General features: G+C 62.4%; 22 protein-coding genes. 5 read left to right on the top strand and 17 right to left on the bottom strand.

The features are described 5' to 3' along the window. Positions 1 to 30: 30 nt before the first annotated feature. Positions 31 to 696, bottom strand: coding sequence for a COG3650 family protein (locus tag ISX93_RS04555; RefSeq protein ID WP_195777519.1), 666 nt, complete (start codon positions 694 to 696; stop codon positions 31 to 33). Between the two features lie 143 nt (positions 697 to 839). Here ISX93_RS04555 and ISX93_RS04550 point away from each other — a divergent pair, with 143 nt between their 5' ends. The 3 genes from ISX93_RS04550 to ISX93_RS04540 all read left to right on the top strand — a co-directional run bounded on the left by ISX93_RS04550 (position 840) and on the right by ISX93_RS04540 (position 4,707). Further along, on the top strand, positions 840 to 1,124 hold the full coding sequence (locus tag ISX93_RS04550) for a hypothetical protein (RefSeq protein ID WP_195777518.1): 285 nt from the start codon (positions 840 to 842) through the stop codon (positions 1,122 to 1,124). 36 nt (positions 1,125 to 1,160) lie between these two features. After that, positions 1,161 to 2,363 (top strand): cation:proton antiporter, encoded by a 1,203-nt coding sequence (locus tag ISX93_RS04545; RefSeq protein WP_195777517.1) that lies wholly within the window; start codon positions 1,161 to 1,163, stop codon positions 2,361 to 2,363. Between the two features lie 124 nt (positions 2,364 to 2,487). Then, positions 2,488 to 4,707 (top strand): PQQ-dependent dehydrogenase, methanol/ethanol family, encoded by a 2,220-nt coding sequence (locus ISX93_RS04540; protein WP_229732034.1) that lies wholly within the window; start codon positions 2,488 to 2,490, stop codon positions 4,705 to 4,707. Positions 4,708 to 4,846: 139 nt separating this feature from the next. Here the strand turns inward: ISX93_RS04540 and ald are convergent, their stop codons facing one another. Continuing rightward, positions 4,847 to 5,968, bottom strand: coding sequence for an alanine dehydrogenase (gene ald / locus ISX93_RS04535; RefSeq protein ID WP_195777516.1), 1,122 nt, complete (start codon positions 5,966 to 5,968; stop codon positions 4,847 to 4,849). Between the two features lie 143 nt (positions 5,969 to 6,111). Next, positions 6,112 to 7,752: a GMC family oxidoreductase gene (locus ISX93_RS04530; protein WP_195777515.1), complete on the bottom strand. Its 1,641-nt coding sequence runs from the start codon at positions 7,750 to 7,752 to the stop codon at positions 6,112 to 6,114. Between the two features lie 142 nt (positions 7,753 to 7,894). Between ISX93_RS04530 and ISX93_RS04525 the strand changes: the two genes are divergently transcribed. After that, entirely contained in the window at positions 7,895 to 9,322 is a 1,428-nt protein-coding gene (locus tag ISX93_RS04525) for an SRPBCC family protein (RefSeq protein ID WP_195777514.1), read from the top strand. Positions 9,323 to 9,421: 99 nt separating this feature from the next. On the opposite strand, the gene ISX93_RS04520 is transcribed toward ISX93_RS04525, so the two are convergent. The 6 genes from ISX93_RS04520 to ISX93_RS04495 all read right to left on the bottom strand — a co-directional run bounded on the left by ISX93_RS04520 (position 9,422) and on the right by ISX93_RS04495 (position 14,782). Beyond that, positions 9,422 to 10,633 (bottom strand): class I SAM-dependent methyltransferase, encoded by a 1,212-nt coding sequence (locus tag ISX93_RS04520; protein WP_195777513.1) that lies wholly within the window; start codon positions 10,631 to 10,633, stop codon positions 9,422 to 9,424. A gap of 241 nt (positions 10,634 to 10,874) precedes the next feature. Then, positions 10,875 to 11,879, bottom strand: a complete 1,005-nt coding sequence (locus tag ISX93_RS04515) for a PA2778 family cysteine peptidase (protein ID WP_195777512.1) — start codon at positions 11,877 to 11,879, stop codon at positions 10,875 to 10,877. Beyond that, positions 11,864 to 12,274, bottom strand: coding sequence for a PA2779 family protein (locus ISX93_RS04510; RefSeq protein WP_195777511.1), 411 nt, complete (start codon positions 12,272 to 12,274; stop codon positions 11,864 to 11,866). The genes ISX93_RS04515 and ISX93_RS04510 overlap by 16 nt, the downstream gene beginning before the upstream one ends. Positions 12,275 to 12,578: 304 nt before the next feature. Next, entirely contained in the window at positions 12,579 to 12,845 is a 267-nt protein-coding gene (locus ISX93_RS04505) for a 2-oxoglutarate and iron-dependent oxygenase domain-containing protein (RefSeq protein ID WP_195777510.1), read from the bottom strand. 193 nt (positions 12,846 to 13,038) lie between these two features. Further along, positions 13,039 to 14,154 (bottom strand): DegT/DnrJ/EryC1/StrS family aminotransferase, encoded by a 1,116-nt coding sequence (locus tag ISX93_RS04500; RefSeq protein ID WP_219840987.1) that lies wholly within the window; start codon positions 14,152 to 14,154, stop codon positions 13,039 to 13,041. Then, positions 14,144 to 14,782 (bottom strand): acetyltransferase, encoded by a 639-nt coding sequence (locus ISX93_RS04495; protein WP_195777509.1) that lies wholly within the window; start codon positions 14,780 to 14,782, stop codon positions 14,144 to 14,146. Before ISX93_RS04495 ends, ISX93_RS04500 begins: the two co-directional genes overlap by 11 nt. A gap of 92 nt (positions 14,783 to 14,874) precedes the next feature. Between ISX93_RS04495 and ISX93_RS04490 the strand changes: the two genes are divergently transcribed. After that, positions 14,875 to 16,410, top strand: coding sequence for a glycosyltransferase (locus ISX93_RS04490; protein WP_195777508.1), 1,536 nt, complete (start codon positions 14,875 to 14,877; stop codon positions 16,408 to 16,410). 19 nt (positions 16,411 to 16,429) lie between these two features. On the opposite strand, the gene ISX93_RS04485 is transcribed toward ISX93_RS04490, so the two are convergent. The 8 genes from ISX93_RS04485 to ISX93_RS04450 all read right to left on the bottom strand — a co-directional run bounded on the left by ISX93_RS04485 (position 16,430) and on the right by ISX93_RS04450 (position 24,974). Then, positions 16,430 to 17,188 (bottom strand): ABC transporter ATP-binding protein, encoded by a 759-nt coding sequence (locus ISX93_RS04485; RefSeq protein WP_195777507.1) that lies wholly within the window; start codon positions 17,186 to 17,188, stop codon positions 16,430 to 16,432. Between the two features lie 3 nt (positions 17,189 to 17,191). Further along, on the bottom strand, positions 17,192 to 17,986 hold the full coding sequence (locus tag ISX93_RS04480) for an ABC transporter permease (RefSeq protein ID WP_195777506.1): 795 nt from the start codon (positions 17,984 to 17,986) through the stop codon (positions 17,192 to 17,194). 132 nt (positions 17,987 to 18,118) lie between these two features. After that, on the bottom strand, positions 18,119 to 19,867 hold the full coding sequence (locus ISX93_RS04475; RefSeq protein WP_229732061.1) for a glycosyltransferase family 4 protein: 1,749 nt from the start codon (positions 19,865 to 19,867) through the stop codon (positions 18,119 to 18,121). 143 nt (positions 19,868 to 20,010) lie between these two features. Next, entirely contained in the window at positions 20,011 to 20,712 is a 702-nt protein-coding gene (locus ISX93_RS04470; RefSeq protein WP_195777504.1) for an ABC transporter ATP-binding protein, read from the bottom strand. Then, positions 20,712 to 21,479, bottom strand: coding sequence for a high-affinity branched-chain amino acid ABC transporter ATP-binding protein LivG (gene livG / locus ISX93_RS04465; RefSeq protein WP_195777503.1), 768 nt, complete (start codon positions 21,477 to 21,479; stop codon positions 20,712 to 20,714). The genes ISX93_RS04470 and livG overlap by 1 nt, the downstream gene beginning before the upstream one ends. Further along, positions 21,476 to 22,735, bottom strand: a complete 1,260-nt coding sequence (locus ISX93_RS04460; protein WP_195777502.1) for a high-affinity branched-chain amino acid ABC transporter permease LivM — start codon at positions 22,733 to 22,735, stop codon at positions 21,476 to 21,478. Before ISX93_RS04460 ends, livG begins: the two co-directional genes overlap by 4 nt. Next, positions 22,732 to 23,655 carry a high-affinity branched-chain amino acid ABC transporter permease LivH gene (livH, locus tag ISX93_RS04455; protein WP_195777501.1) on the bottom strand — a complete coding sequence of 308 codons (924 nt, stop codon included), beginning with the start codon at positions 23,653 to 23,655 and terminating at the stop codon, positions 22,732 to 22,734. Before livH ends, ISX93_RS04460 begins: the two co-directional genes overlap by 4 nt. Positions 23,656 to 23,771: 116 nt before the next feature. Continuing rightward, entirely contained in the window at positions 23,772 to 24,974 is a 1,203-nt protein-coding gene (locus ISX93_RS04450; RefSeq protein ID WP_195777500.1) for a branched-chain amino acid ABC transporter substrate-binding protein, read from the bottom strand. Between the last annotated feature and the right edge of the window lie 165 nt (positions 24,975 to 25,139).

Below are 25,139 nucleotides of genomic sequence, written 5' to 3'. Positions count from 1 at the left end.
CTGCAGACTGCAGACTGCAGACTGCAGCCTTCAGTCGTTGCGCATGGCGCCATAGGCGCCGCAGCCGCGCAATACCTTACCGTTCAGGTTCAGCTCTGCCGTCAGGTGCAGGATGCTGCCGGTCATGCTGTCGGTGCAGGTTTTTGGCGTCAGCCAGAGATCCAGCTGCAGGCCGTCCGATTCGGTGCTGATGTTGAAACGGCCATCCGGTAGCTGCTCTTCGACGTAGGGCAGGGCCAGCGGGGCTTTGCCCGCCTGCTCGAGTACCAGGCCCTTGCGGTTCATGTTGATGTTCCAGGCGGGCTCGTTGCCGCTGGCGCGCATCAGCAGTTGCTTGAAGTTGGGATCGCTGCAGCCGCGCCCCTCGCTTTGCAGCTTGTACAGGCGAGTCACGTTCAGTTGGCCTTCCGGCGCGCCGGGTTCCAGGCTGCCGCGCAGATCGGCAAACAGGGGTTTGCCGCTGTCAGCCAGCAAGCTGTGGGCCTGCCCGGCCAGTGCCGCGCTTTGCTCGCCAACCAGGATGTACCGGGTGCTGTCCTTGCATGGCTTGAACAGCAACTGTTCGCCGCGCTGCGTCAGTTCCCCCTGGATGCGCGGCTGGCTGACGGCAGGCTCTTCGGTGAATAGGTTGCCCAGCATCTGGCAGCCGGCGAACAGCGGCAGCAGGGCGAATACGAGAGGGCGAAAGGTGAACATGACAGGACTCCGCGAATGAAGCCGGCACGTTACCCAGTCATCTTCGTTGCTACAAGCCTGCAATCATCGGGGCAATTGCTCTTACACTGGACACAACCCCGCGTGGCCGCTTCAGGCTGCGCACTTGTCTGGAGGAAATGTCGATGTATGCCGCAGTTTTTATTGCCGTGGAGGTAACGGATGACGACATCGAACTGGCGGAGGTCGCCAGCCAGTGCGGCTACGACTTCACCCATCCCGAGGTCCTCGATGTGGATGAGCCGGTGGTGGCCAATTGGCACGGCGAACCCTGCCTGCAGCTGCGGCTGAGCCTGAAATCCGCACTGTCTCCAGCTGCGCTGGCGGACTTGCCAGCCGAAGCCGTATTCAAGCTGTCGCATCCCAGCGTGTCGTCCATAAAGGTCCGCGCGATCCAGGTGTGCAATTAAGCTGTTCCCTTTCCTTGGCTGCCGGAGCGGATCCCCATGTATCAGAATCTGGCGGTGATTGCTGCCTTCCTGCTGGTCTACAGCATTTTTGCCGGACGCTTCGAGTCGCGCCTGTTCAATGGCCCGCTCATGTTCATGCTTGCCGGGCTGCTGCTTGGTCCGGCCGTCCTCGGCGTGCTGCAACCGCAGCTGACCCGGGAGGGGATCAAGGCGCTTGCCGAGCTGACCCTGGCCATCGTCCTGTTCAGTGATGCAGCCCAGGCCAACCTGAAGGTCCTGCATGCCAATGAGGGCCTGCCGCTGCGCCTGCTCCTCATCGGCTTGCCGTTGACCCTGCTCGCCGGAGGCCTGGCCGGTTACTGGCTGTTTCCGCACATCCCGCTCCTCGAACTGGCGATTCTGGCGACGATTCTGGCACCCACCGATGCGGCACTGGGCAAGGCTGTAGTGAGCAATCCGGTGGTGCCCGCGCCGGTTCGCGAAGGCCTCAACGTGGAAAGCGGTTTGAATGACGGCATCTGTGTGCCGCTCTTGCTGCTGCTTCTGGCGCTGATGCTGGAAGTCCAGACTCACGAGCCGCTGGCCCTGGCGGTTGAGCTGATCCTTGAGGAGTTGGGAATCGGTGCGCTGGTAGGTGCCGGACTTGCCTTGCTGGCCTGGCAGTTGCTGGGGGTCTCGCAGAAGCACCACTGGCAGCTGCCCATGTGGTCGCAGCTTACCCTGCCGGGGCTGGCACTGCTGTCGTTTGCCCTCGCGCAAACGCTTGGCGGCAGCGGTTTCATTGCGGCCTTCGTCGGCGGCTTGCTATCGGGGTTTCTGCTCGACCAGCAGAAGCACAAACTGCTGCAGGCCAGCGAGGAGTTCGGCAGCCTGCTTTCCATCATCACCTGGCTGGCCTTCGGCGCGATGGTCATTCCCCGGGCCTGGAGCAGCTTCACTGTCGAGATCTGGCTGTACGCCGTACTCAGCCTGACCCTGATCCGCATGCTGCCGGTCTATATCAGCTTGCTGGGAACCCGCCTCGACTTCGAGACCCGCCTGTTTATCGGCTGGTTCGGTCCCCGCGGGCTGGCCACCATCGTGTTTGCGGTGATGATCATGGACAGCAACCTGCAGGCCATCAACACCCTGCTGGCCACGGCCATCTGCACGGTGCTGCTGAGCGTGCTGCTGCATGGCATAAGTGCCAATCCCTGGGCGGCACGGTTTGCTCGGCGCAAGCCGGGCAGCGACCAGTGACATCAGCCCGTAGCGCTCTGCTACTGTTTTGTTAGCAGCTTCTGCGCGCTGCGCCGGCAGCGGTTTAAGCGTGGCGCGGCGCTCGACGAACAATCACCGGACAGTCAGCAGGGAACCCAGGAACATGCATTTACTATCGGCTATGAAGACACTGGTCCATGACCTTCACTCGTCGCCGCCGGCGAGTCGGGCGGCAGTCAAACAGTGCGGCGTGTGCGGGCAGTCAGTCTCTGCGTTGCTGGCCAAAGTCCTGACCCTTGGCGCGCTGCTCGGAGCTGCCGCGCTGGCCAGTGCGGCGGCGCTGCCGGTGGATACCCAGCGCCTGCTGAACGCCGATCAGGAACCCGGCAGCTGGATGACCAGCGGCCGCACCTATGGCGAGCAGCGCTTTTCGCCGCTGACACAGATCAGCGACAAGAACGTCGATCAGCTCGGTCTGGCCTGGCAGTTCAAATACGACCTCGACCGCGTGGTTGAAGCGACTCCGGTGGTCGTCGATGGCGTGCTCTACACCACCGGCGCCTACAGCATGGTCTACGCCCTTGATGCGGTGACCGGCAAGCTGTTGTGGAAGTACGACCCCCAGGTGTTTCGCGGCATGCAGAACCAGGGTTGCTGCGATGCGGCCAACCGTGGCGTGGCACTGTGGAAGGGCAAGGTCTATGTCGGTGTCTACGACGGGCGCCTGGAAGCGCTGGATGCCAGGACCGGCAAGAAGCTCTGGTCGGTCGATACGGTCATCGATCACGAGCGCAACTACACCATCACCGGCGTGCCGCGCATCGTCAAGGACAAGGTCATCATCGGCAACGGCGGCGCCGAGCTGGGCGTGCGCGGTTATATCACCGCCTACGATGCGGAAACCGGCAAGCAGCAATGGCGTTTCTTCACCGTGCCCGGTGATCCGGCCAAGGGGGACGAGTCGGACACCATCAGCATGATCCGCAAGACCTGGTTCGGCGACCAGTACTGGGTCCAGGGCGGTGGCGGCACCGTCTGGAACGGCATGGCCTATGACCCCGAGCTCGACCTGCTGTACATCGGTGTGGGCAACGGCTCCTACTGGAACTACGGCCTGCGCAGCGAGGGCAAGGGCGACAACCTGTTCCTCTCGTCGATCGTCGCGGTCAAGCCGGACACCGGCGAGTACGTCTGGCATTACCAGACCACCCCGGGCGACTCATGGGACTACACCGCCACCCAGGACATCATCGTGGCAACCCTGCCGATCGCCGGCAAGCCGCGCAAGGTGGTGATGCAGGCACCGAAGAACGGCTTCTTCTACGTCATCGATGCCGCTACCGGGCAATTCATTTCGGCAGGCCAGTTCGGTTCAATCGTCACCTGGGCCAAGGGTATCGACCAGAAAACCGGACGGCCGATCTTCGACTACGAAGCGGCCGATTACTGGAGCAAGGGCGAGACCAAGACGGTGTTCCCCGGCTCGCAGGGGGCACACAACTGGCAGCCGATGAGCTTCAATCCGCAAACCGGGCTGGTCTACATTCCCCAGCACACCACCGCCGAAGAGTTCAGCCCACTGAAGACAGCGGGCAAGCCGGTGAAGGGCAAGTACAGCCTGGGCGTGGACATCCCGGCGCTACCCGAGGACAAGGCTGGCCGTGACAAGCTGGTCAAGTTGTTCACCGGCAAGCTGCAGGCCTGGGATCCGGTGCAGCAGAAGGAAATCTGGTCGGTGCCGTACCCGATGATGAACAACGGTGGCACCCTGACCACCGCCGGCAATCTGGTGTTCCAGGGCACTGCCTTTGGCGAGTTGTTTGCCTACGCGGCGGATACCGGCAAGCGCCTGTGGCAGCAGCAGGTGTCGAGTGCGGTGATTGCCGGGCCGATCACCTATGAAATCAATGGCGAGCAGTACGTGGCCTTCAACGTCGGTCTGGGCGGCGCTTTCCCGATTGCCTTCGGCCTGGTGGCAGAAAACTCGCCGGTGGTGCCGGATTCACGCCTGTTCGTGTTCAAGCTGGGTGGCAAGGAACCCATGCCGGAAGTGCGCAGGCGCATCATGACCCCGCCCAATCCGCCACCACAAACGGCCAGTGCCGAGGATGTGCAGGCAGGGCGCAAGCTGTATGGCGAGAACTGTTCGGTCTGCCACGGTTTGAGTGCCTACAGCGCCAATGCCATCCCCGACCTGCGCTACCTGACCGCGGAAAAGCATGAGCAGTTCCAGAACATCGTGCACGGTGCCCGTGCCCATCTGGGCATGCCACCCTTTGGCGGGCGCTTGAAGCCGGAGGAGTTCGAAAAGATCCGCGCGTATCTGATCAAGCGCGCCCATGACCTGCAGAACGACCTGACATCGGCTGCCAAGCAGCCATAAGCCACCGACCGGTCGCAAGGCCGGCCACAGTGATGTCTTTGGCGTCGATGGTGGGTTGCGCCGCTGCGCGGCTGACCCACCCTGCAAACGCATGTTCAACCACTAACGCGGGCAGCGCCTGAAAGTACGCCGGACATGTTCAGAGTTGCTGCAGCACCTCGCGCGCCGGCTGGTAGGGCAAGTTGTGGGATGCGGCGACATGGCTGCAGGTGAGTACGCCCCTGGCCACATTCAGGCCATCCAGTAGGTGCGGGTCTTCTTCCAATGCGCGGCGTGACCCCTTGCCGGCCAGGGCGATTACGAAGGGCAGGGTGGCGTTGTTCAGCGCCAGGGTCGAGGTACGTGCCACCGCGCCGGGCATGTTGGCCACGCAGTAGTGCACCACCTCGTCGACCACATAGGTCGGTTCGGCGTGGGTGGTGGGACGGGAAGTTTCCGCACAGCCGCCCTGGTCAATCGCCACGTCCACCAGCACTGCGCCGGGAAGCATCTGCCGCACCATTTCGACGCTGATCAGCTTGGGCGCGGCCGCCCCGGGAATCAGCACGCTGCCGATCACCAGATCGGCGCCGAGCACCTGTTCACGTACGCTGCTGCCCGTCGAGTAGAGGGTCGTGATGCGATTGCCGTAGCGCGCATCCAGGCGGCGCAGGGTGTCCAGATTGCAGTCCAGCACGCTGACCTGCGCGCCCAGACCCACGGCCATCGCCAGAGCCTGACTGCCCACCACGCCAGCACCGAGGATCACCACCTTGCCGGCAGGCACCCCGGGCACTCCGCCGAGCAGCACGCCACGCCCGCCATGCGCCTTTTCCAGACAGCTGGCGCCGGCCTGGATCGCCATGCGTCCGGCCACCTCGGACATCGGCGCCAGCAGCGGCAGACCGCCATGGCGATCGGTGACGGTCTCGTAGGCGATGCAGGTGGCCCCACTGGCGAGCAATTCCTCGGTCTGCGCGCGGTCGGGCGCCAGGTGCAGGTAGGTGAACAGGCAGTGCTGCGGCCCCAGCAGGGCGCGCTCGCTGCGCTGCGGTTCCTTGACCTTGACCAGCAGCCGGGCGTTGGCGAAGACCTCGGCGGCACTGGCGGCGATCTGTGCGCCAGCGGCCTGATAGTCCGCATCGCTGAAGCCGATACCGTCGCCCGCCTGGGTTTCGACCCAGACCCGGTGGCCAAGCGCGGTCAGCTCGGCGACCGAATGCGGGGTCAGGCCGACACGGTATTCATGCACCTTGATTTCTTTGGGGACGCCGATAAGCATGCCGATCTGTCCTGTGCTGGAAGGCTGGAGCCTTCAGTCGGGCTGGCGGGACGTGCTCGGGCCCGGATGAGCATCCAGTGGCAGCCTGTGCCGGCTGACTTGCTGAAGCATAGTCGAGTTGTTCGCCGGAACGGTGGCAGGCCTCAGCTGGCTTTTCCCTTCGCTGCCTCGATGATCCAGTGTGCCGCCCGCTCGGCAATCATTAGCGTCGGCGAGTTGGTGTTGCCGCTGGTGATCAGCGGCATCACACCCGCATCCACGACCCGCAAACCCTCCACGCCGAGCACCCGCAGCCGGGCATCGACCACGGCCATGGGGTCGTCCGTACGGCCCATCCGGGTGGTGCCGACCGGGTGGAAGATGGTCGTGGCAATGTCGCCGGCCAGTTGCGCCAGTTCCGCATCGCTCTGGAATTGCACGCCGGGCCGGTATTCCTCCGGCTGGAATGCCTGCAAGGCCGGCTGCGCCATGATGCGCCGGGTCACGCGCAGGGAGTCGGCGGCGATCTGGCGGTCGCTGGCGGTGCTCAGGTAGTTCGGCGCAATCGCCGGGGCCACGCGGAAGTCGGCACTTTTCAGGTGCACGCTGCCGCGGCTGGTCGGGTTGAGGTTGCACACGCTGGCGGTGATCGCATCGAAGTCGTGCAGCGGCTGGCCGAAGGCGTCCAGGCTGAGTGGCTGCACGTGGTATTCCAGGTTGGGCCAGGGCTGCGCCGGGTCGCTGCGGGTGAAGGCGCCCAGCTGGCTGGGGGCCATGCTCATCGGGCCGCTGCGGCGGAGAGCATATTCCAGGCCGATCCGCGCCTTGCCCCACAGCGAGCTGGCCAGGGTGTTCAGGGTGCGGGTGTTGTTTACCCGGAACACGGCACGGATCTGCAGGTGATCCTGCAGGTTTTCGCCGACACCGGGCAGGTCGTTCACCATCGGGATGCCGAGGGCCTGCAAACGGGCTGCCGGACCGATGCCCGAGAGCTGCAGGATCTGCGGCGAGCCGATCGCACCGGCACTGAGGATGACTTCCTGGCGTGCCTGCACTTCGTGCAGCTGCGTGCCGTCCCAGAACTGCACGCCGGTGCAGCGCGGCGCGGCCCCTGCGGCCGGCGCCGCGAACAGCAGCTTGGCCACCTGCGCGTGGGTGCGCAGCTCGAAGTTCGGCCGCTGCATGCAGGTCGGACGGAGGAAGGCCTTGGCGGTATTCCAGCGCCAGCCGGCTTTCTGGTTGACCTCGAAGTAGCCGACGCCTTCGTTGTTGCCGCGGTTGAAATCATCGGTGGCCGGGATGCCGGCTTGCACCGCGGCCAGGGCGAAGGCGTCCAGCACCTCCCAGTGCAGGCGCTGCTGTTCGATGCGCCACTCGCCACCGGCACCATGCAGCGGGCTGGCGCCCTTGTAGTGGTCTTCATGCTGCAGGAAAAACGGCAGCGATTGCGTCCAGCCCCAGCTGCTGTCGCCGACCAGCTGCGCCCACTGGTCGTAGTCACGAGCCTGGCCGCGCATGTAGATCATGCCGTTGATGCTGCTGCAACCGCCCAGCGTCTTGCCGCGCGGGTAGCGCAGTGTGCGCCCGTTCAGCCCGTTGTCCGGCTCGGTCTGGTACAGCCAGTCGGTGCGCGGGTTGCCGATGCAGTGCAGGTAGCCGACCGGGATGTGGATCCAGTGGTAGTTGTCGCGGCCGCCCGCCTCGAGCAGCAGCACGCGTTTGCTCGGATCAGCGCTCAAGCGGTTGGCCAGCAGGCAGCCTGCCGTGCCCGCGCCTATGATGATGTAGTCGTATGCATTGCTCATGCGCTGTCCTGCTGGGTGCCGGCGAAATGCCTGCAGTCTAACGTGCTTCGGCGCGCGGAGAAGTCGGTAGTCAGTCGGTGCTTCAGCTGATAATGTGTAATGCCTTCAAATTTATCAAATCACCCTGCGAGTGACTGCCAGCATGCCGACCACCGTTGCCCTGCCGCTGAACCAGATAGCCTTTGCCGTTATCGACCTGCGCCGCACCGAAGCCTGGTGGCGCGAAGGCCTGGGCTTTCTGCCGGCCGGCGGCAACCGTCTGCTGTTTCGGCCGCCGCTGTCGGATGGCCTGGTGCAAAAGCTGCCGGGTGCGGCGATGACCTGCTGGTGCATGGTCGGCCGCAGCGACTGGGCCCAGCTGGAAATGTTCCAGTATGAAAAGCCCAACTCCAGGCTGATGGCGGATGACTACCTGCCCAACAATATCGGTTACAGCCGTTGCGGCATCTGGGTCGAGGACTTTGATGCGGCGCTCGCGCAACTGGAGCTGATCGGCACCCAGCCGCTGACACCGCCGATTGGCCCGCCGGGCCAGCGCCGCGCCTGCGTGCGCAACCCCGACGGGGTGTTTGTCGAGCTGATGGAAGACGACCCGCTGCCCGAGGAAACTGGCGCTGGCCGCCAGGACTGCCCGGTCGCCATCCGTACCGCGACCTTGTCCACCCCGGACATGGCCCGCTCGGTAGAGTTCGTGACCCGCGGCCTGGGCATGCGCGAGCTGCCGATTGCCTTGCATGGCGACGAGCATGAAGCGCTGTGGGGGCTGGCCGGTGCCAGTTGCGAGCGCCGGGTATTTGTCGGCGGCAGCGACAACGAAACGATCCTGCTGGAGATCGTGCAGTACCTGAAACCGTTGGGCAAACCGCTGCCGGCGGATTACCGCCTGTGCGACCAGGGCATCCTCAACATCTGCTTCGGTGATCCGCAGAGCGGCAAGGGCGTTTACGCCATGCTCGAACAGGCGCAGGCGCAGGGCGCAGTCGCCACCACCCGCAAGGTGCTCGACCTGAACCTGGTCGGTTGCGTGTACGTGGATGACCCGCTGGGCTTCTCCTACGAGTTCATGTGGGCCAAGCCGGGCTGGGCGCATCGCGCCTTCGGTTTTGTGCCAACCACCATGGCCGAGCGTCCGGAGCTGGATAACCAGCGGGTCGACTGCTCGATCAAGATCGCCGCCAGCCCGGAGCAGCTGTTTGCCGAGCTCGGTGATCACGAGGGGCTGTCAAGCTGGGCCGGACTTGGCCAGATCAAGCTGGACAAACCGGGGCAGGGCGAGCGCAACGGTCGTTTTGCCGAGCGCATCGTCAACTCGCCGGTCGGCAGCATTCGCGAGCAGATCACCGAATGGACCCCGGGCCAGGGCTACCGCTACCGCATCCTCGAAGGCTCGCCCTTTGTCGGCTACTGGGGACACATCCAGCTCACCCCCGAAGGCAAGCAGACCCGGGTGGACTGGACCGTCCGCTTCCGCTCGCGCATCCCGGGCATGGGTGGTGTGCTGAGCCGGGTGGTCGAGGGCAAGTTCGACAAGACCCTGCAACTTCTCAAGCAGCGCCTGGAAAAGCGCTGAGCAGGAGGCGAGCATTCGCTGGGTAACCGCACCGGGTTAGCCAGCGGACGTGGCACTCGCCGGGCGACATGCCTGCATCAGGCAAGGGCAGGCTGGCGCTCAGATCCGCCCGTCAGCCTTGAGCAGCGTTTCCAGGCACTGTTCGCGGATCCCGTAGAACGCCTTGATAGCCTCGATCTTGGCCAGCAGTTCGGCTGGATCAACGGCTTCCGCGCGCCTCACCGCCAGGATCATCTTGTTCTTGTTGGTGTGCTCCAGCGAGACGAACTCGAACACCTTGGTACTGTAGCCGCAGGCTTCCAGCAACAGCGCGCGCAGGCTGTCGGTGACCATCTCGGCTTCCTGGCCCAGGTGCACGCCGTACTGCAGCATCGGCCTGAGCATCTGTGGCGTGTGCATCTGCGGGCGAATCTGCTTGTGGCAGCAGGGCGAGCACATGATGATCGCCGCCTTGCTGCGGATCCCCAGGTGAATGGCGTAGTCGGTCGCTACGTCACAGGCATGCAGGGCAATCATGATGTCGATCTGCCCGGGGCTGTAGCTGCGTACATCGCCATGGCGAAACAGCAGGCCCGGCTGCGGCAGCTTCGCCGCGGCGGCGTTGCACAGGTCGACCATTTCCTGGCGCAGTTCCACGCCGGTGACCCAGGCTTCCAGGCCCAGGCTGTTGCGCAGGTAGTCGTGCATGGCGAAGGTCAGGTAGCCCTTGCCGGAGCCGAAATCGGCCGCATGCAACGGCTGGCCGAGGTCCAGTGGCGACTCCTGCAGGGCGTGGGAAAACACCTCGATGAACTTGTTGATCTGCTTCCACTTGCGCGCCATGGCCGGAATCAGCTGGTGCTGGCTGTTGGTCACGCCGAGGTCGGTGAGAAACGGCCGGGTCAGCTCGAGAAAGCGCTTCTTCTCGCGGTCATGCCCGGCTGCGGGGGCCTCGCGCGGCAACGCGTTGCCGGCAAACAGCTGCGGCTTGTCCTTCTTGCTGAAGGTCAGTTGCAATTCGTCGGTGAGCGACAGCAGGTGGGCGCTCTTGAAGGTGCCTGGCAGCCAGCCGGCAATGCTGCTGAGCGCCTCAGCGGGCGGCAGGTTGCTGGTGATGTCGCGGGTCTTGTAGCGGTGGACGAACGACACGCAGGGCTTGCCCTTCACCGTGACCAGGCGTGCCACCACGCGCTGCAGGTCGACTTCCGCACCGCGGTATTTGGACAGCACCAGCTTGACCAGGGTGTTCTGCGCAATGCAGGTTTCCAGCTGCGCCAGAAACTGTTGGCGCGCATCGTTCACGCGGCTGGCAGACGGGGAATTGAAAGACATGCAATGGCCTCGTGCAGTGGCTGACAAGGCAGCGGGAAGAGGAGAGGCGGCTATTTTAGAGTGTTCTGTGCCTGCTGGTGCGCGTTAATTCGCTGGCGCCAGGTGAGGCGGGGGGCATGCGAGCAGCGCTGGCAGCTGGTGCTGCACAGCATGGGCTCGAACGATCTCCCGCGGGAACGGTGCGCCCAACGGCACTGGTTGCCGGCCGCGCAGTGGAAACGCTGCCGCTGGGCCGGTCCAGTCAAGGCGTCGCGGCAGCGTGGCTGTCCGCCGGCGGGCAGGGCGGCAGCGGCAAGCACTCGCTGGCAACCGGCTGAGGCTGGGGGTGCAGTTGGCGCGGTGCCGGGGTAAAACGCTTGTCGCTCGGCGCCAGCCGCTGGGCGCAGATTCCGGCGCTTCTGGCGGTCGTCGCGCAGCCCTGCTCGGCCAGTACTTGCGACAGGTTGAACCAGCCTGCGGCAAAGCCGGGGGCGTGCTCCAGGCTGACGCGCAGCGCCTGCTCGGCACCTGGGCGATCCCCGCTGGCATAGCGATTGTTGGCCAGGGCAAACCAGCCCATGGCTTGCTCCGGCCAGCGCCGGGTGGCGGTCAGGTAAGCCTGCCGGGCCGCCAGCAGATGGCCAGTTTCCTCCAGGTCGCTGGCCGCCTTCAGCCAGGGCAGGAACTGTGCAGCGGCCGGCAATCGATCGGCCGGCAGTGTTACAACGGCCCAGCGCCCACTGCGGGCCCAGGTGGCGTCGAAGCTGGCGAAGTCGGTCAGCCAGCGCTTGCTGGTGCCCGAGCGCAGCACCAGGCTGCCCTGACGGCGGTCATAGCCGACCACCACGGCAAAGTGCCAGCGTGGATACCAGGCGAACGCCAGATTCTGCAGCACCAGCACCGGATTGCCCGCAGCCACCTGCTGCAGCACCGCCTCCAGGCGCGGCGACACGGGGTAGACCAGCAGCTCATGGGCGCGGGCGGCGGCAACCAGTTCGACCTGCAGGCTGCCTTCGCGCCCGGGAAGGTAAACCTGCTCCTTGATCAAGGTTGGCGAGGTCTCGACACCGCGCTGCGTGAGCATGCTCGCCAACGCCGCCGGCCCGCACTGGTATTCACTCTGGGCGAAAAACGGCACTTCCGTCAGCTCCACCGTGGCCGGCAGCAACGCGCTCTGCGGGGGTAACAGCGGAGCGCGCGCGCAGGCAGCCAGCAACAGTAGCCACGCGAGGGGCAAAAGCCGCCGGTGTCTCAGCGGTTGATGCATTTGACGAAGCTGAAAATATCGGTGGCGCAGAGCATGTCGGTGATGATGAAGACCACCAGAAACAGCACGATGATGCCGATGATGCCCCCGGCTGGCGCCTCATCCAGTTGCTGGTTGAACTGCGCCAGTTCCGCCGGGGTCAGGCTGTTGATCCGCTGGGCTACCTGCGCGCGATCGACGCCGAGCTCCGTCAGCTTTTTCTGCACACCCTGGTGATCGAGCATCGCCTGCAACTGTTGCCGGTCGAGCGGCTTTTGTTGCTGTTGCTGTTGCTCGGCAAGGATTTCGGCAGTCCCCAGCAGGCTGGCATTGGCGGCCGGAACCGTCAGGACAAACAGCAGATGCAGTACCGTCAGGGCAGCGGCCAGCATCCTGTTCAATGAGTGCTTGCGCATGATGGTGCCTCCCGGGTTGACCAATTGGCTGTGTTTCAGCCGATAAAGGCGGCTGGACTCAACAGGCTCAGTACGCGTTACGGGTTGGCTCGCACAAGTGGCCTTTTGGCAGGTGGGGGCAGGCCAACAACCGTATTCCATCTTCCAAAAGCATAGCTGCTGGCGCCTGCGCCTGCGTTGCCAGCCGGTCCTGTGTTGCTGGCAGCCCTGGGGTCAATCAGGACTGCAGACGGAGACTGCTGCATAGTTCAGCGTCGAGTAACCGGGGCGGGTCGAGCTTCGCCCAATGGCCGGGCCGTCTGGCTCAACCACCGAGGTAGGCGTCGCGCATTTTCTGCTCGGGGCTCCGGAAAAAATATGCGCGGGTCGCCGCCTTGAGCGTGTCGATCAGTTCGGGGGCAGTCCCGTGCCCCACGACAAACAGGAATCCAGCATCGGCTGCCTCCGCGCCCAATGCCTGGGCTGCAGTCTTGCGGGCACATTGAACTGTGCTGTCGAGGCTGGAAATATTCACCGGTGGCAAGGGTTTGAACGCTGAGTGCGCTGGTGAATGATCGAGCTCTGACTTCATCAGCAACCATCTGGTTGGGTAATCAAAGGCTATGTTCCAGTTACCTGTCGTAGGCCCTGTTGTGCAGGGTGGCACCTTAGGTTTTGCACCCAACACGTAACGGGTACAGAGCCTAATCAAACCTTACTGGTCGTCGGACAATCAGGAGTCCGGAGACTGTCGGGCCGACGCGCTAAAATGGTTTCCAGCAGGCTCAGCGCGCTATCGCGACCTTGAGGCAATCCGCTACATAGTCGATATCGCCAACAGCCATACTGGAGAAAAACGGCAGGGCAAGGGTGCCTTTGGCGACGGATTCGGTAACAGGAAAGTCGCCCTCCTGATAACCGAATTTTTCGCGGAAGAAGGGTTGCAGGTGGATAGGCGAGAAGTAGGTCCGTGTAGGAATACCCGCCGCTTGCATGTGCTGCATCACGCTGTCGCGGCAAATGTCCGGATCCAATCTTATAAGCATGACAAACCAGCTCATGCGGGTTGTAGCGGGAGTAGGTTGTAACAACCGAACCCCAGGAATGCCCGCGAGCCGCTGTTGGTAGTGGTTGGCGGCATTTTGCCGCTTGTCCAGCAATTCATCGATGCGCGAAATTTGTGAGCAGCCCAAAGCCGCACTCAATTCGCTCATGCGGTAGTTGAATCCAAGCACTTCATGATGGAGCCATGCGCCCATCTTGCTGCGCCCCTGGTTCCTCAGGCTGCGGAATTTTTCTGCCCATTCATCATCATCGGTGAGGATGATGCCGCCTTCTCCAGTGGTCATCTGCTTGTTGGGATAGAACGCGAATACATTGGCCTTGCCAAAACTGCCTACTTTGCGGCCGCGGTATTCCGCACCGACCGCCTCGCAGGCATCTTCGAAAACCAGCAGTTCATGCTTGCTCGCCAGCGTCAGCAGTTCATCCATGGCGCAGGGCTGGCCAAAAACATGAATAGGCAGAATCGCGCGGGTATTCTGGTTGATGGCATTGGCCACCAGTGACGGGTCTACGCCGAAGGTGGCCTCATCTATGTCCACGAAGACCGGTTTTGCCCCCTCGTAAAGGATGCAGTTTGCCGAGGCAACAAAACTGAATGGCGAAGTGATGACTTCATCTCCGGGGCGGAGATTGGCGGCGTGCATGCACAGGTGCAGTCCGGCGGTACCGCTGGACACTGCAATGGCATGCCGGGCGCCGATGTAGGCGGAAAACTTCTGCTCGAACTGTTCGACGAAGGGGCCCATGCTCAATTGCCCGCTTTTCAGGGCCTGAACGACCAGTGCAATATCCTGATCGTTTATATCTGGGGCGGACATCGGAATCTTAGCTATCAATCGTCTTTCCTCGGATGGGTCTCGCGGGTACACCGACCACGGTTGCTTGTTCTCTGATGTCGCCAACAACAACGGAGCCGGCACCGACGATCGCCCAGTCGCCTATCGTCAGATTTGGAATGACCGTGGCGGCTGTTCCAAGGAAAACCCCTTCACCGATGCGGACGCCACCGGCCACGGTGACACCGCCGGCAAGGTGTGCATGCGCACCTATGCGGCAATCATGATCCACAGTGCTGGACGTGTTCAGGATGACATTGGCGCCAACCACACTGCCGCAGTTGACGACCGCATGGGCAAAAATGACGGTACCTTCGCCAAGACTTACATCCTGTCCGAGCGTTGCTTTCGGATGGACGACCGAGAGGATTTTCGCATTGGCGGCCTTCAGTCGCTCGAAAAGCATTTTACGCAGCGTATTGTCTCCCACGCCGATAACCACTGCTTCGGGAGCATGCTGTGGCCAGGCGTCAATGACGCCGAGAACAGGATGACAGCCCAATAGCGTGCTGCCCCATAGCTCGGGGTTGTCATCGAACAGGCCAATGATTGTATGTTCCCCGATTGCATCGATGGCGTCGCAAATCACTTTTGCGTGTCCGCCGGCGCCCAGAATTGCAACTTTCATGGCCAGCAATCGTCCGTATAGCCTAACGTTATAGTGTGAGCCGGTTTTTATCGATTCGACTCTATACGAGGAGCCGGGAGCTGCATAGGCTCATGCAGTTGCAGACAGCCGCTGCTGCTCCGGTTGCTTGCACAACAGCCCTCTTAGCGCATCCAATAGCCAAGATGAGAAAACCAGTTCAGGCCACCGCCCCCAAGGTATGCCACATCGCCGCCACGACAGAGGGCGCCAAGTGGGTATTCGAGCAGTTGCGCGATCTGCGCGATCGGCATGGCTATGAAGTGGCGGTCATCCTGAATGGTCTAGAGGGGGAGCTTGTCGATCGCTTCCGGGCAGCCGGTATCACGGTTTTTGCCTCGAACTTCGACTTCACTTCGAATGCAGACCTGCTATCGCTACCCCGCAAGGTCGTGCAGTTGGTGCGCTTGCTCAAGCGCGAACGCTTTGATGTGGTCCAGACGCACCTGTTTCACTCGATGGTGATTGGCCGTATCGCGGCCTGGTTCTCGGACGTTCCGGTTCGGTTGTCGATGATTGCCGGTCCATTTCACCTGGAAGCCGATACGCCCCGCTGGATCGACCGATATACGCAGTGGCTGGACACTACAATCATTGCTTCCTGTGAGTTCACGCGCTCACTTTATCAGCAGATGGGCGTGCCGCCGGAGCGCTTGAGCGTGATCTACTACGGTCCGGATGAGACCAGGTTCAATCCCGATGCCGTGTCCCCGGCGGATCTGCGTGCCGAATATGGTTGGGGCGCGGAAACCCGCCTGATCGGCATGATTGCGTACTTTTACCCGGAGCTTCCGGTTAATCGCTGGATCCCGCGGCAGGTTCAGGGCCGTTCGGTAAAAAGTCAGGAAGACCTTGTGCGGGCCTTGCCGCTGATCCTGGAAAGATATCCGCAGGCCAAGGTGCTGTTTGTCGGCTCTGGCTGGGAGCAGGGTGGCCGCGAGTATCTGGAAAAGATGCAAGCCCTTGTCCTGAAGCTTGGCCTTGACCAGAGCGTGGTGTTCGCCGGGTTTCGTACCGATATCTCGGCCGTGCTGCGCGGTCTGGATGTGGCGGTCCAGTGTTCCCTTAGCGAAAATCTGGGCGGGACCATCGAGTCCCTGCTGATGGCGTGCCCCACTGTTGCGACCCGGGTGGGCGGCATGGTGGACAGCGTAGTGGATGGGCAAACCGGTGTCCTGGTAGAGCCTGCAAACCCCAGGTCGCTTGCAGAGGGCGTCATGCGGCTGTTGCAGGACCCCGAGGCCGCCCGCGCGATCGGCATTGCCGGACGGCAAAGAATGCTGGCGGGTTTTACTCTGCGGCACACGGTGGAGCGCCTAGCCGAGTTGTACGCAAGCAAGATTGCTCAGGCGCCGGCAGGTTATCGTCCGCTGGTCACAGTCTACCGACTGATGCTGGGTGGCGCCTTGTGCCTGATAATCGTCCTGCGCTACTGCCTGTTTGACGCGTATCTGTTGCGCAAGTGGGATCTGGGGTTGCGGCCCTGGCAGCTGAAAGCCTGGATTCAGCCCCTGCGAACACTGCTTTACCGGGTATATGCCTTTATCGGCAGGCACCCGACGAATTTTGGAATCCGCCGCCGTCTGCGCAAGTGGCTTGGCCGCGCATAGCCAGCGTCGCCGATCTGAGTCAGACCTGATGCAGTACGTCATGCTGGTAGGCATCCATTGCCTCGTCGACAGTACCGCAACATGCAATTTTCCCGCCTTTGAGATAAATGGCCTTGTTGCACCATTGCCGAATGATCGACTCGGAGTGCGAGGCAATAAACAGTATCGAGGCATTCGCCACGAACTTTTCCAGGCGCTCGCGGGCCTTCGACAGGAAGGCAGCATCTCCGGCCAGCAGCCATTCGTCCATGAGCAGGATATCGGGGCGCATGGCTGTTGCGACACCCAGGGAAAGGCGCATCTGCATGCCGGCTGAATAGGTGCGGACAGGTAGGTCAAGATAGTTGCCAAGTTCGGTGAATTCCTCAATTTCACCAGCAACGCGCTCCATCGCTGCCGGCCGGTAGCCGAGGTACATGCCTTGCATACGGATATTTTCGCGCCCCGTCATGTTCGGATTGAAACCGACGCCAATGTCGAGAATCGGCAGGATAGTCCCGGATACCTCGACGCTGCCCTCCGATGGTTCGTAGATTCCGGCGATGATTCGCAGCAAGGTGGATTTGCCCGCACCATTGGCACCGATAAGACCGACGCGGTCTCCTGCCGTAAAGTGTCCGGAAATCTTATCCAGAGCCACAACCGTTGGTATCTTGTGGCTGGTGCGCATGATCGTGCCTCCCGTTGCGGTCGAGAGGAGCGATTTCTTGAATGACCAGTGGTCCAGGTGAAGGATGGGAAACAACAGCGAAACCTGGTCGAGAACGATTCTGGCCATGACTTAGACCCAGTAAACAATTTGCTTGCGGCAGCGAATGAACAGCGCCGCCGCCAGGGCATAACCGCCACAGAGACAGCTCAACGCCAACGCCAGCAACGGCACGGGTATCTGCTCACCAAGCAACGGTGCGCGAACGATCTCGATGAACGCCGCAAAGGGATTCAGATTGATGATCATGCTGTTCATGGCTTGCAGGTTGTCGCTCCAGATGATTGGCGTAACAAAGAAACTGATTTGCATGATTGAGCTCACCAGTGGCGCGATGTCCCTGTAGCGGGCGCAGAGAATGGCGACCAGCAAACCTATCCAGATCAGGTTGAGGCAGACGATGATGAATCCCAGGGCTGCGATGGCGGCTTCGGCTGCGCTGGGAACCCGATAGAACAACAGGACGCCGATATACACGGGCATCACATGCGCCTGGGTTAACAGATTCTTCCAGATCACCCGAAGCAGCAGTGCCAGCCGCGGCAGCCTGATTTGCTTGATCGTCTGGGCCGATGCAATGAATGCACTGCAGCACTCGTTGACGGTGCTGTTGATGAATAGCCAGATGGTCAGGCCGATCGCCATGCCGGGCAGGTATTCGGCAAGGCTGAGCGAGAACAGCTTGGCATACAGCGGACCCAGTCCTCCCACGAAGATGACTGTCGTGACGGTGAGCCAGAGTGGGCCCAGAATCGAGCCGCGGTAATGCTCCTTGATGTCGTGCCAGCCCAGCATCATCCAGAACCAGTACATATTCAGGCTTTCTACCAGGTCGCGCCAGGCAAGTGCTGCCTGGCTGGCGTTCATCGGCTTTATCCGGCGTGAATGGGTTATGTCGGTTGGCATGGGAGCTCTGGTTCAGGTTTCAGAAGACGATTCCGGCGGCGGAAATAACCGCAGTTGGCCGGGAGTTGTGCGACAGCAACGCCTGCTGCCCGCTTATTTATCCCGCAGTTTGCGGCGAATGTGTTGAATGGGCGGGAGCAGGCGGACTCGTATGATGCACCGCGTCAAAAAACAGGAGAACTGGTTCTGGTAGATCCGCGCATGCAGTTGCAGGCGTGCCGTTACCCGGTGGCTGGCCCGCCGGATGCTGTGCTGGGGAGAATACCCGGGTGGCGGCAGATCACTGGCTGGAAGGTTCGGCATGCAGGTTGCCGGGTTGCGGACATCAGCGGGCGCTATTTTTCGCAATTCAGTTCGGCAAGCCTGGTCGCCAGTATTTGCTTGTGGCTCTGGACGGTACGCCGCCATCCACTGCTGGAGCCTGTACTGGGCAGTAATCTTGCGATTGGCCCAGAGGATGCTCGGCGGGATTGTCGCCACCTGATCTGCCGATGGGTAATGTAGCGAGGAGGGCCAAAACCGGCGTCGGAAATAGAGGTCGGCCACCAGAGGCAGCACCAGCAGGTTCTTTATTTTCAGCCGCTGCGTTGGCCAGTGCGCCGGGAGATAGAAATCCCGGAAGGCAATCTGGAAAATCAAGCTGCACAGCAAGGGCAGGCCTATCAGGCAGCGCAGCGCGGACACCAGCGGGTTGTAGGCGCCACGCTGACTCTGCACCAGCAAGCGGCGATACAGCTGGTCGAGATCGGCGCAGCACTTGCCCAGGCAGAAATTCTCCAGCATCCACTGTCGCCCGTTTTCGCCGAGTTTTGCCGCCCAAGCCGGATCGGCAAGCAAGCTGCTGATGCCGCGGGCCATGTCTGCCGGATCCGACGGCCGCACCAGTACCCCGGTCTTGCCATCCAGCACGCAGTCGATCATGCCGCCCACGGCTGTGGCCACGGTCGGGCGGGCCATGATCAGCGACTCGATCACGCCGCCGGAGTTCTCGTAAATGGAAGCCTGGACGGCAACATTTGCACGTTTGAGGATCGAATTGACATCGTGCCTGAAACCGGTGAAGACCACGTGCTGCTCGAGTTGCAGTAGGCGGACCTGCGCCTGCAGTTCTTCCAGGTAGGCTTGTCCGGCGGCCCCCCAGGCGGAACCAACCAGCAACAGCCGGGCGTCGGGACAGGTCTTGTGTATGAGCGGCATGGCCCCGATCAGATCCTCGAAAGCCTTGAGGTTCTTGTCATGCACCGCAGCCGGTGTCCAGGCGCCAGTCGGCTGCCTGGGGTAGAAGTAGGCAACTTTGACGATCACCGGGGTGGAAGCCGGCCAGCCGAACTCGGCCGTGACATCAATGGGGATAACCTGATCGGGAGCATACTTGCTTTCGTCGGCTCCATAGTAGATCAGCGCGATGCGCCCCGGGCTGACGCCCAGTTCCTGCAAGCGCGTGCGGGTGTACTGGCAGGAGGCAATCAGCCCGCTGTCCATCCACCAGTTGAAGCGATCCATCCACTGCGTTATCGGGGCATCCAGGTGGTAGGGCGAGGGATACATCGTCAAACGCACGGGAGTAACTGCCAGCCAGGCCGCAAAGCGGGCGGGAAGCGTGGCGAACAGCAAATGGGATTGCACCACATCGAATCTGTGCTTGCGGAAAAAGCGCATCAGGCGCAGGACCACGCCAAACATGCGCAGCGTCGAGGCGACGCCATCGAGGACAAAACCTGGTTCGACATGGTAGGCAATGCCTTCCTTGCGCAGCATGTCGATCAAGCTGCCCTGCCCAGCGCTGACGACTGCAGTCACATCCCAGCCATGCTGGTCCCGCAGGCCGCGAAGTTGCTCCATCATCCAGCGAGCTCCGGCGGCTGCCGGGACTATATGGCAGACCCGGGGGCGCCTGTGGCCAGGTGTGTTCAACGCGCTCATCCTTCCAGAATGCTCATGCCCATGGGGTGTAGATACCTACACGGATTAGCGGAAGGCCCGGTTCAGCCACCCAGGTAGGCGTCGCGCACTTTCGGGTCGACCAGCAGTTCGGCGCCACTGCCCTGCATGACGATGTGGCCGTTCTCCAGTACATAGGCACGGTCGGCCAGGCGCAGGGCCTGGTTGGCGTTCTGCTCGACGAGGAACACGGTCACGCCGTCGCGGCGCAGCTGTTCGATGATGTCGAAGATCTGCTGGATGATGATCGGCGCCAGGCCCAGCGAGGGCTCGTCGAGCAGCAGCAGGCGCGGCTTGCTCATCAGCGCGCGGCCGATCGCGAGCATCTGCTGCTCGCCGCCGGACATGGTGCCGGCGCGCTGGGCGAAGCGCTCCCTGAGGCGCGGGAACAGGTGCAGGACCTTGTCCATCTGTTCCTGGTAATCGCCCTTCCCGGTGAAGAAGCCGCCCATGGCGAGGTTCTCCTCCACGGTCAGGCGGGCGAACACCCGGCGGCCTTCGGGGACCACCGCGATGCTCTTGCGCATGATCTCCGGGGTGTCGAGGCCGACCAGTTCCTCGCCCATGTAGCGGATGCTGCCGCTGCTGGCGCGGGGCGAGCCGCAGAGGGTCATCAACAGGGTTGACTTGCCGGCGCCGTTGGCGCCGATGAGGGTCACGATCTCACCCTGTTGCACCTCGATACTGACGTGGTGCAGGGCCTGGATCTTGCCGTAGAAGGTGGAGACATTGTCGAAACGCAGCATCAGGCTTCTCCCAGATAGGCTTTGATCACATCCGGGTTGCTGCGGATCTGCTCGGGCGTGCCGTCAGCCAGGGGCGTGCCCTGGTTGATCACGTAGATGTAGTCGGAAATGCTCATCACCAGCTTCATGTCGTGTTCGATCAGCAGCACGGTAACGTCGTGCTTGTCGCGCAGCATGCCGATCAGCGCCTTGAGGTCTTCGGTTTCGCGCGGGTTCAGTCCGGCGGCCGGTTCGTCGAGCATCAGCAGGCGCGGGCGGGTCATCATGCAGCGGGCGATTTCCAGGCGGCGCTGCTGGCCGTAGGCGAGGGTGCCGGCCGGCCGGTTGGCGAACTCGGTGAGGTTGACCTGCTCCAGCCAGTGCGCGGCAAACTCCATGGCCGTGCGCTCGCTGCGGCGGAACCCCGGGGTCTTGAACAGGCCGGCGAGGAAGTTGGTATTGAGGTGGCGATGCTGGGCCACCAGCAGGTTCTCCACCGCAGTCATTTCCTTGAACAGGCGGACGTTCTGGAAGGTGCGGACCACGCCCTTGCGGGCAATCCTGTGCCCCGGCAGGTTCTGGATCGGCTCGTCATTGAGCAGGATCACGCCATCGGTGGGCTCGTAGAAGCCGGTCAGGCAGTTGAACACAGTGGTCTTGCCGGCACCGTTGGGGCCGATCATCGATACCACCTGCTTTGGCTGCACCTTCAGGGCGACACCGTTGACCGCCAGCAGGCCGCCAAAGCGCATGCTCAGGCCGCTGACTTCGAGAATCGGGCGGCTCATGGCTGCAACTCCAGATGGGGACGCTGCATGGGCAACAGGCCCTGCGGACGCCAGATCATCATCAGCACCATCAGCGCGCCGAACATCAGCATGCGGTACTCGCTGAAGTCGCGCATCAGTTCGGGCAACAGGATCATCACTACCGCCGCGAGGATGATGCCCAGTTGCGAGCCCATGCCGCCGAGCACGACGATGGCGAGGATGATCGCCGACTCGATGAAGGTGAACGACTCGGGGGTGACCAGGCCCTGGCGGGCGGCAAAGAAGCTGCCGGCGAAACCGGCGAAGGTGGCGCCCAGGGTAAAGGCCGAGAGCTTGATCACGGTCGGGTTCATGCCCAGCGCACGGCAGGCGATCTCGTCTTCGCGCAGGGCTTCCCAGGCGCGGCCGATCGGCATGCGCAGCAGGCGGTTGATCACGAACAGCGCCAGCAGCGCCAGCAGCAGGGCAACCAGGTAGAGGAAGATCACCTTGTTGATGCCGTTGTAGGCAATGCCGAAGTATTCGTGGAAGGTCTGCATGCCTTCGGCGGCGGTGCGCTCGAAACTCAGGCCGAACAGCGTTGGCTTGTCGATGTTGCTGATGCCGTTGGGGCCGCCGGTCAGCCAGGTCATGTTGCGCAGGAGGATGCGGATGATCTCGCCGAAGCCGAGGGTAACGATGGCCAGGTAGTCACCGCGCAGGCGCAGTACCGGGAAGCCGAGGATGAACCCGAAGAACGCCGCCATCAGCCCGGCGATCGGCAGGCAGGTCCAGAAACCCAGGCCGTAGTAGTGCGAGAGCAGGGCGTAGGTGTAGGCCCCGACCGCGTAGAAGCCGACATAGCCGAGGTCGAGCAGGCCGGCCAGGCCGACCACGATGTTCAGGCCGAGGCCGAGCATCACGTAGATCAGGATCAGCGTGGCGATGTCCACCGAGCCGCGGCTGGCAAAGAACGGCCAGACCAGGCCGAGCATGACCAGGCCGAGAATGATCCAGCGCTGGGTTGACGGCAGGGTGAGGAAGTTGCTGGCAGCGCCGGGTACTTTCGGCAGCTCCGGCAGTTTGCCCCAGAGGCTGTCCAGCCGGCTGCGCAGCAGTTGCCAGACGAACATCAGCACGGCCGCGCCGGCAATGCTCCAGAGCATGGCCGGGCTGGCGCCGTGGACTTGCAGCGCGATGCCTTCGGTGGTCAGTTTCAGGCCGAGCACCGGGTAGGCCACGGCCAGTACCAGCAGGGCGCTGAAGAAGGCGGTCTTGAGGGTAGTGGCGTTCATACCTTTTCCACCTCCGGGCGGCCGAGGATACCGGTCGGACGGAACAGCAGCACCAGCACCAGCAGGGTGAAGGCCACCACGTCCTTGTACTGGTCACCGAAGATGTCGGCGCCGAATGCTTCGGCGACGCCAAGCACCAGTCCGCCGAGCATTGCCCCGGGGATGCTGCCGATACCGCCGAGCACCGCCGCAGTGAAGGCCTTGATCCCGGCGAGGAAGCCCAGGTTGGGGTTGATCACGCCGTATTGCATGCCCAGCAGCACGGCGGCGATGGCGGCCAGCGCGGCGCCGATGACGAAGGTCAGGGCGATGATGTTGTTGGTGTTGATGCCCAGCAGGTTGGCCATCTTGATGTCCTCGGCGCAGGCGCGGCAGGCGCGGCCCAGGCGTGAACGCGAGATGAACAGGGTCAGGCCGAGCATGACCAGGAAGGTGACGACGAAGATCAGGATCTGCATATAGGAAATCACCACGCCATTCATGGTGCTTTCGCCGAATACGATATTCCCCGGAATCAGGTTGGGGATGGCCTTGTCCTTGGAGTCCTGGGCCAGCAACACTTCATTCTGCAAAAAGATCGACATGCCGATCGCCGAGATCAGCGGGATCAGCCGGTTGCTGCCGCGCAGCGGGCGATAGGCGATCCGTTCGATGCTGAACCCGTAGGCACTGGTGACGATGATGCTGGCGACGAAGGCCGCGCCGATGATCAGCGGCAGGCTGTCGATGCCGAACATGGCCAGGCCGGTGACGGCGATGAAGGCCACGTAGGAACCGATCATGTAGACCTCGCCATGGGCGAAGTTGATCATGCCGATGATGCCGTACACCATGGTGTAGCCAATGGCAATCAGCGCATAGGTACTGCCCACGGTAAGACCGTTGACCAGTTGCTGCAGGTAGTGAAAAAGATCGGGCATTGCCTTACTCCTGGAACATCACGCCCGGCGGGCGTGGCGGATGTTCTGAAACAGGGGTGACTTTCGGATAAACAAAGCCCACTGCGGTTGCAGTGGGCTTTGGGTACTGCGGAGGCTTACTTGGCTTCGGTCTTGGAGCCGTCCTGGTGCCATTCGTAGACAACGAAGCTGAAGTCTTTCAGATCGCCCTTGTCATCGAAGGCCAGGGTGCCGGTCGGGGTGTCGAAGCTGTTGGCGCGCAGGGTCGCGGCAACCTTGGCGGTGTCGGTGCTGTCGGCCTTGTCGATCGACTCGGCGATCACCTGAACGGCGGCGTAGGCCGGGAACACGAACGGACCGCTCGGATCCTGCTGCTTGGCCTTGAAGGCGGCAACCAGTGCCTGGTTCTTCGGATCCTGGTCAAACGACTTCGGCAGGGTGACCAGCAGGCCTTCGGAGGCCGGGCCGGCAATGGCGGAAATTTCCTTGTTGCCCACGCCTTCCGGACCCATGAACTTGGCCTTCAGGCCTTTTTCAGCGGACTGACGCAGGATCAGGCCGAGTTCCGGGTGGTAGCCGCCGTAGTAGACGAAGTCGACATTGGCCTGCTTGAGCTTGGCCACCAGGGCGGAGAAGTCCTTGTCGCCGGCGTTGATGCCTTCGAAGACGGCCACGTTAACGCCTTTGCCTTCCAAGGTGGACTTGACCGCAGTAGCAATGCCTTCGCCGTACTGCTGCTTGTCATGGATCACGGCGACAGTCTTCGGCTTGACATGGTCGGCGATGAAGTTGCCGGCGGTCGGGCCCTGCAGGCTGTCCAGGCCGATGGTGCGGAAGGTCAGCTTGTGGCCGCGGGCGGTGATGTCCGGGCTGGTGGAGGCCGCGGTGATCATCAGGATGCCTTCGTCTTCATAAATGTCCGACGCCGGCTGGGTGGAGCTGGAGCACAGATGGCCGACCACGTAGTCGACGTTGTCATTGACCACCTTGTTGGCCACGGCCACGGCTTGTTTCGGATCGCAGGCGTCATCGTAGACCACGCTTTCCAGCAGCATGCCGTCGACACCACCAGCCTTGTTGATCTGTTCGATGGCCATTTCGGCACCGATGAACTGCATGTCGCCATACTGGGCAACCGGACCGGTTTTCGGGCCGGCCAGGGCAATCTTGATCACTTTGGACGAGGCATCCGCGGTTGCAGCAGGGGCTGCCGCGGTTTCGCTGGCTGCCGGAGCCGCCGGAGCAGTTGCAGTCTTGTCGTCCTTGTCGGAGCAGCCGGCCAGACTGGCCAGGGCGATGGCGGTAAACAGTACGGATAGCTTTCTGGTTGATGTATTCATGGTGCTCCACTCTGCTGTTGGTTGTTCTTCTTGGCCTTCGGTTTTTGGCCGCGGCAATTTCACGTTGCAGTTTAGTGTGCCGTTTTACTGCTTGAAAAGACGTAAATTCCCGGCTGCGCCTCAATCTGTCGCCTGAGCGACATGAATGTACAGAAAAACGGCTCG

It is taken from the genome of Pseudomonas sp. N040 (assembly GCF_015637705.1).
Classification (GTDB): domain Bacteria; phylum Pseudomonadota; class Gammaproteobacteria; order Pseudomonadales; family Pseudomonadaceae; genus Aquipseudomonas.
Note: the sequence above shows the minus strand (reverse complement) of the source record. Positions and strands in the feature narration are given on the sequence as shown.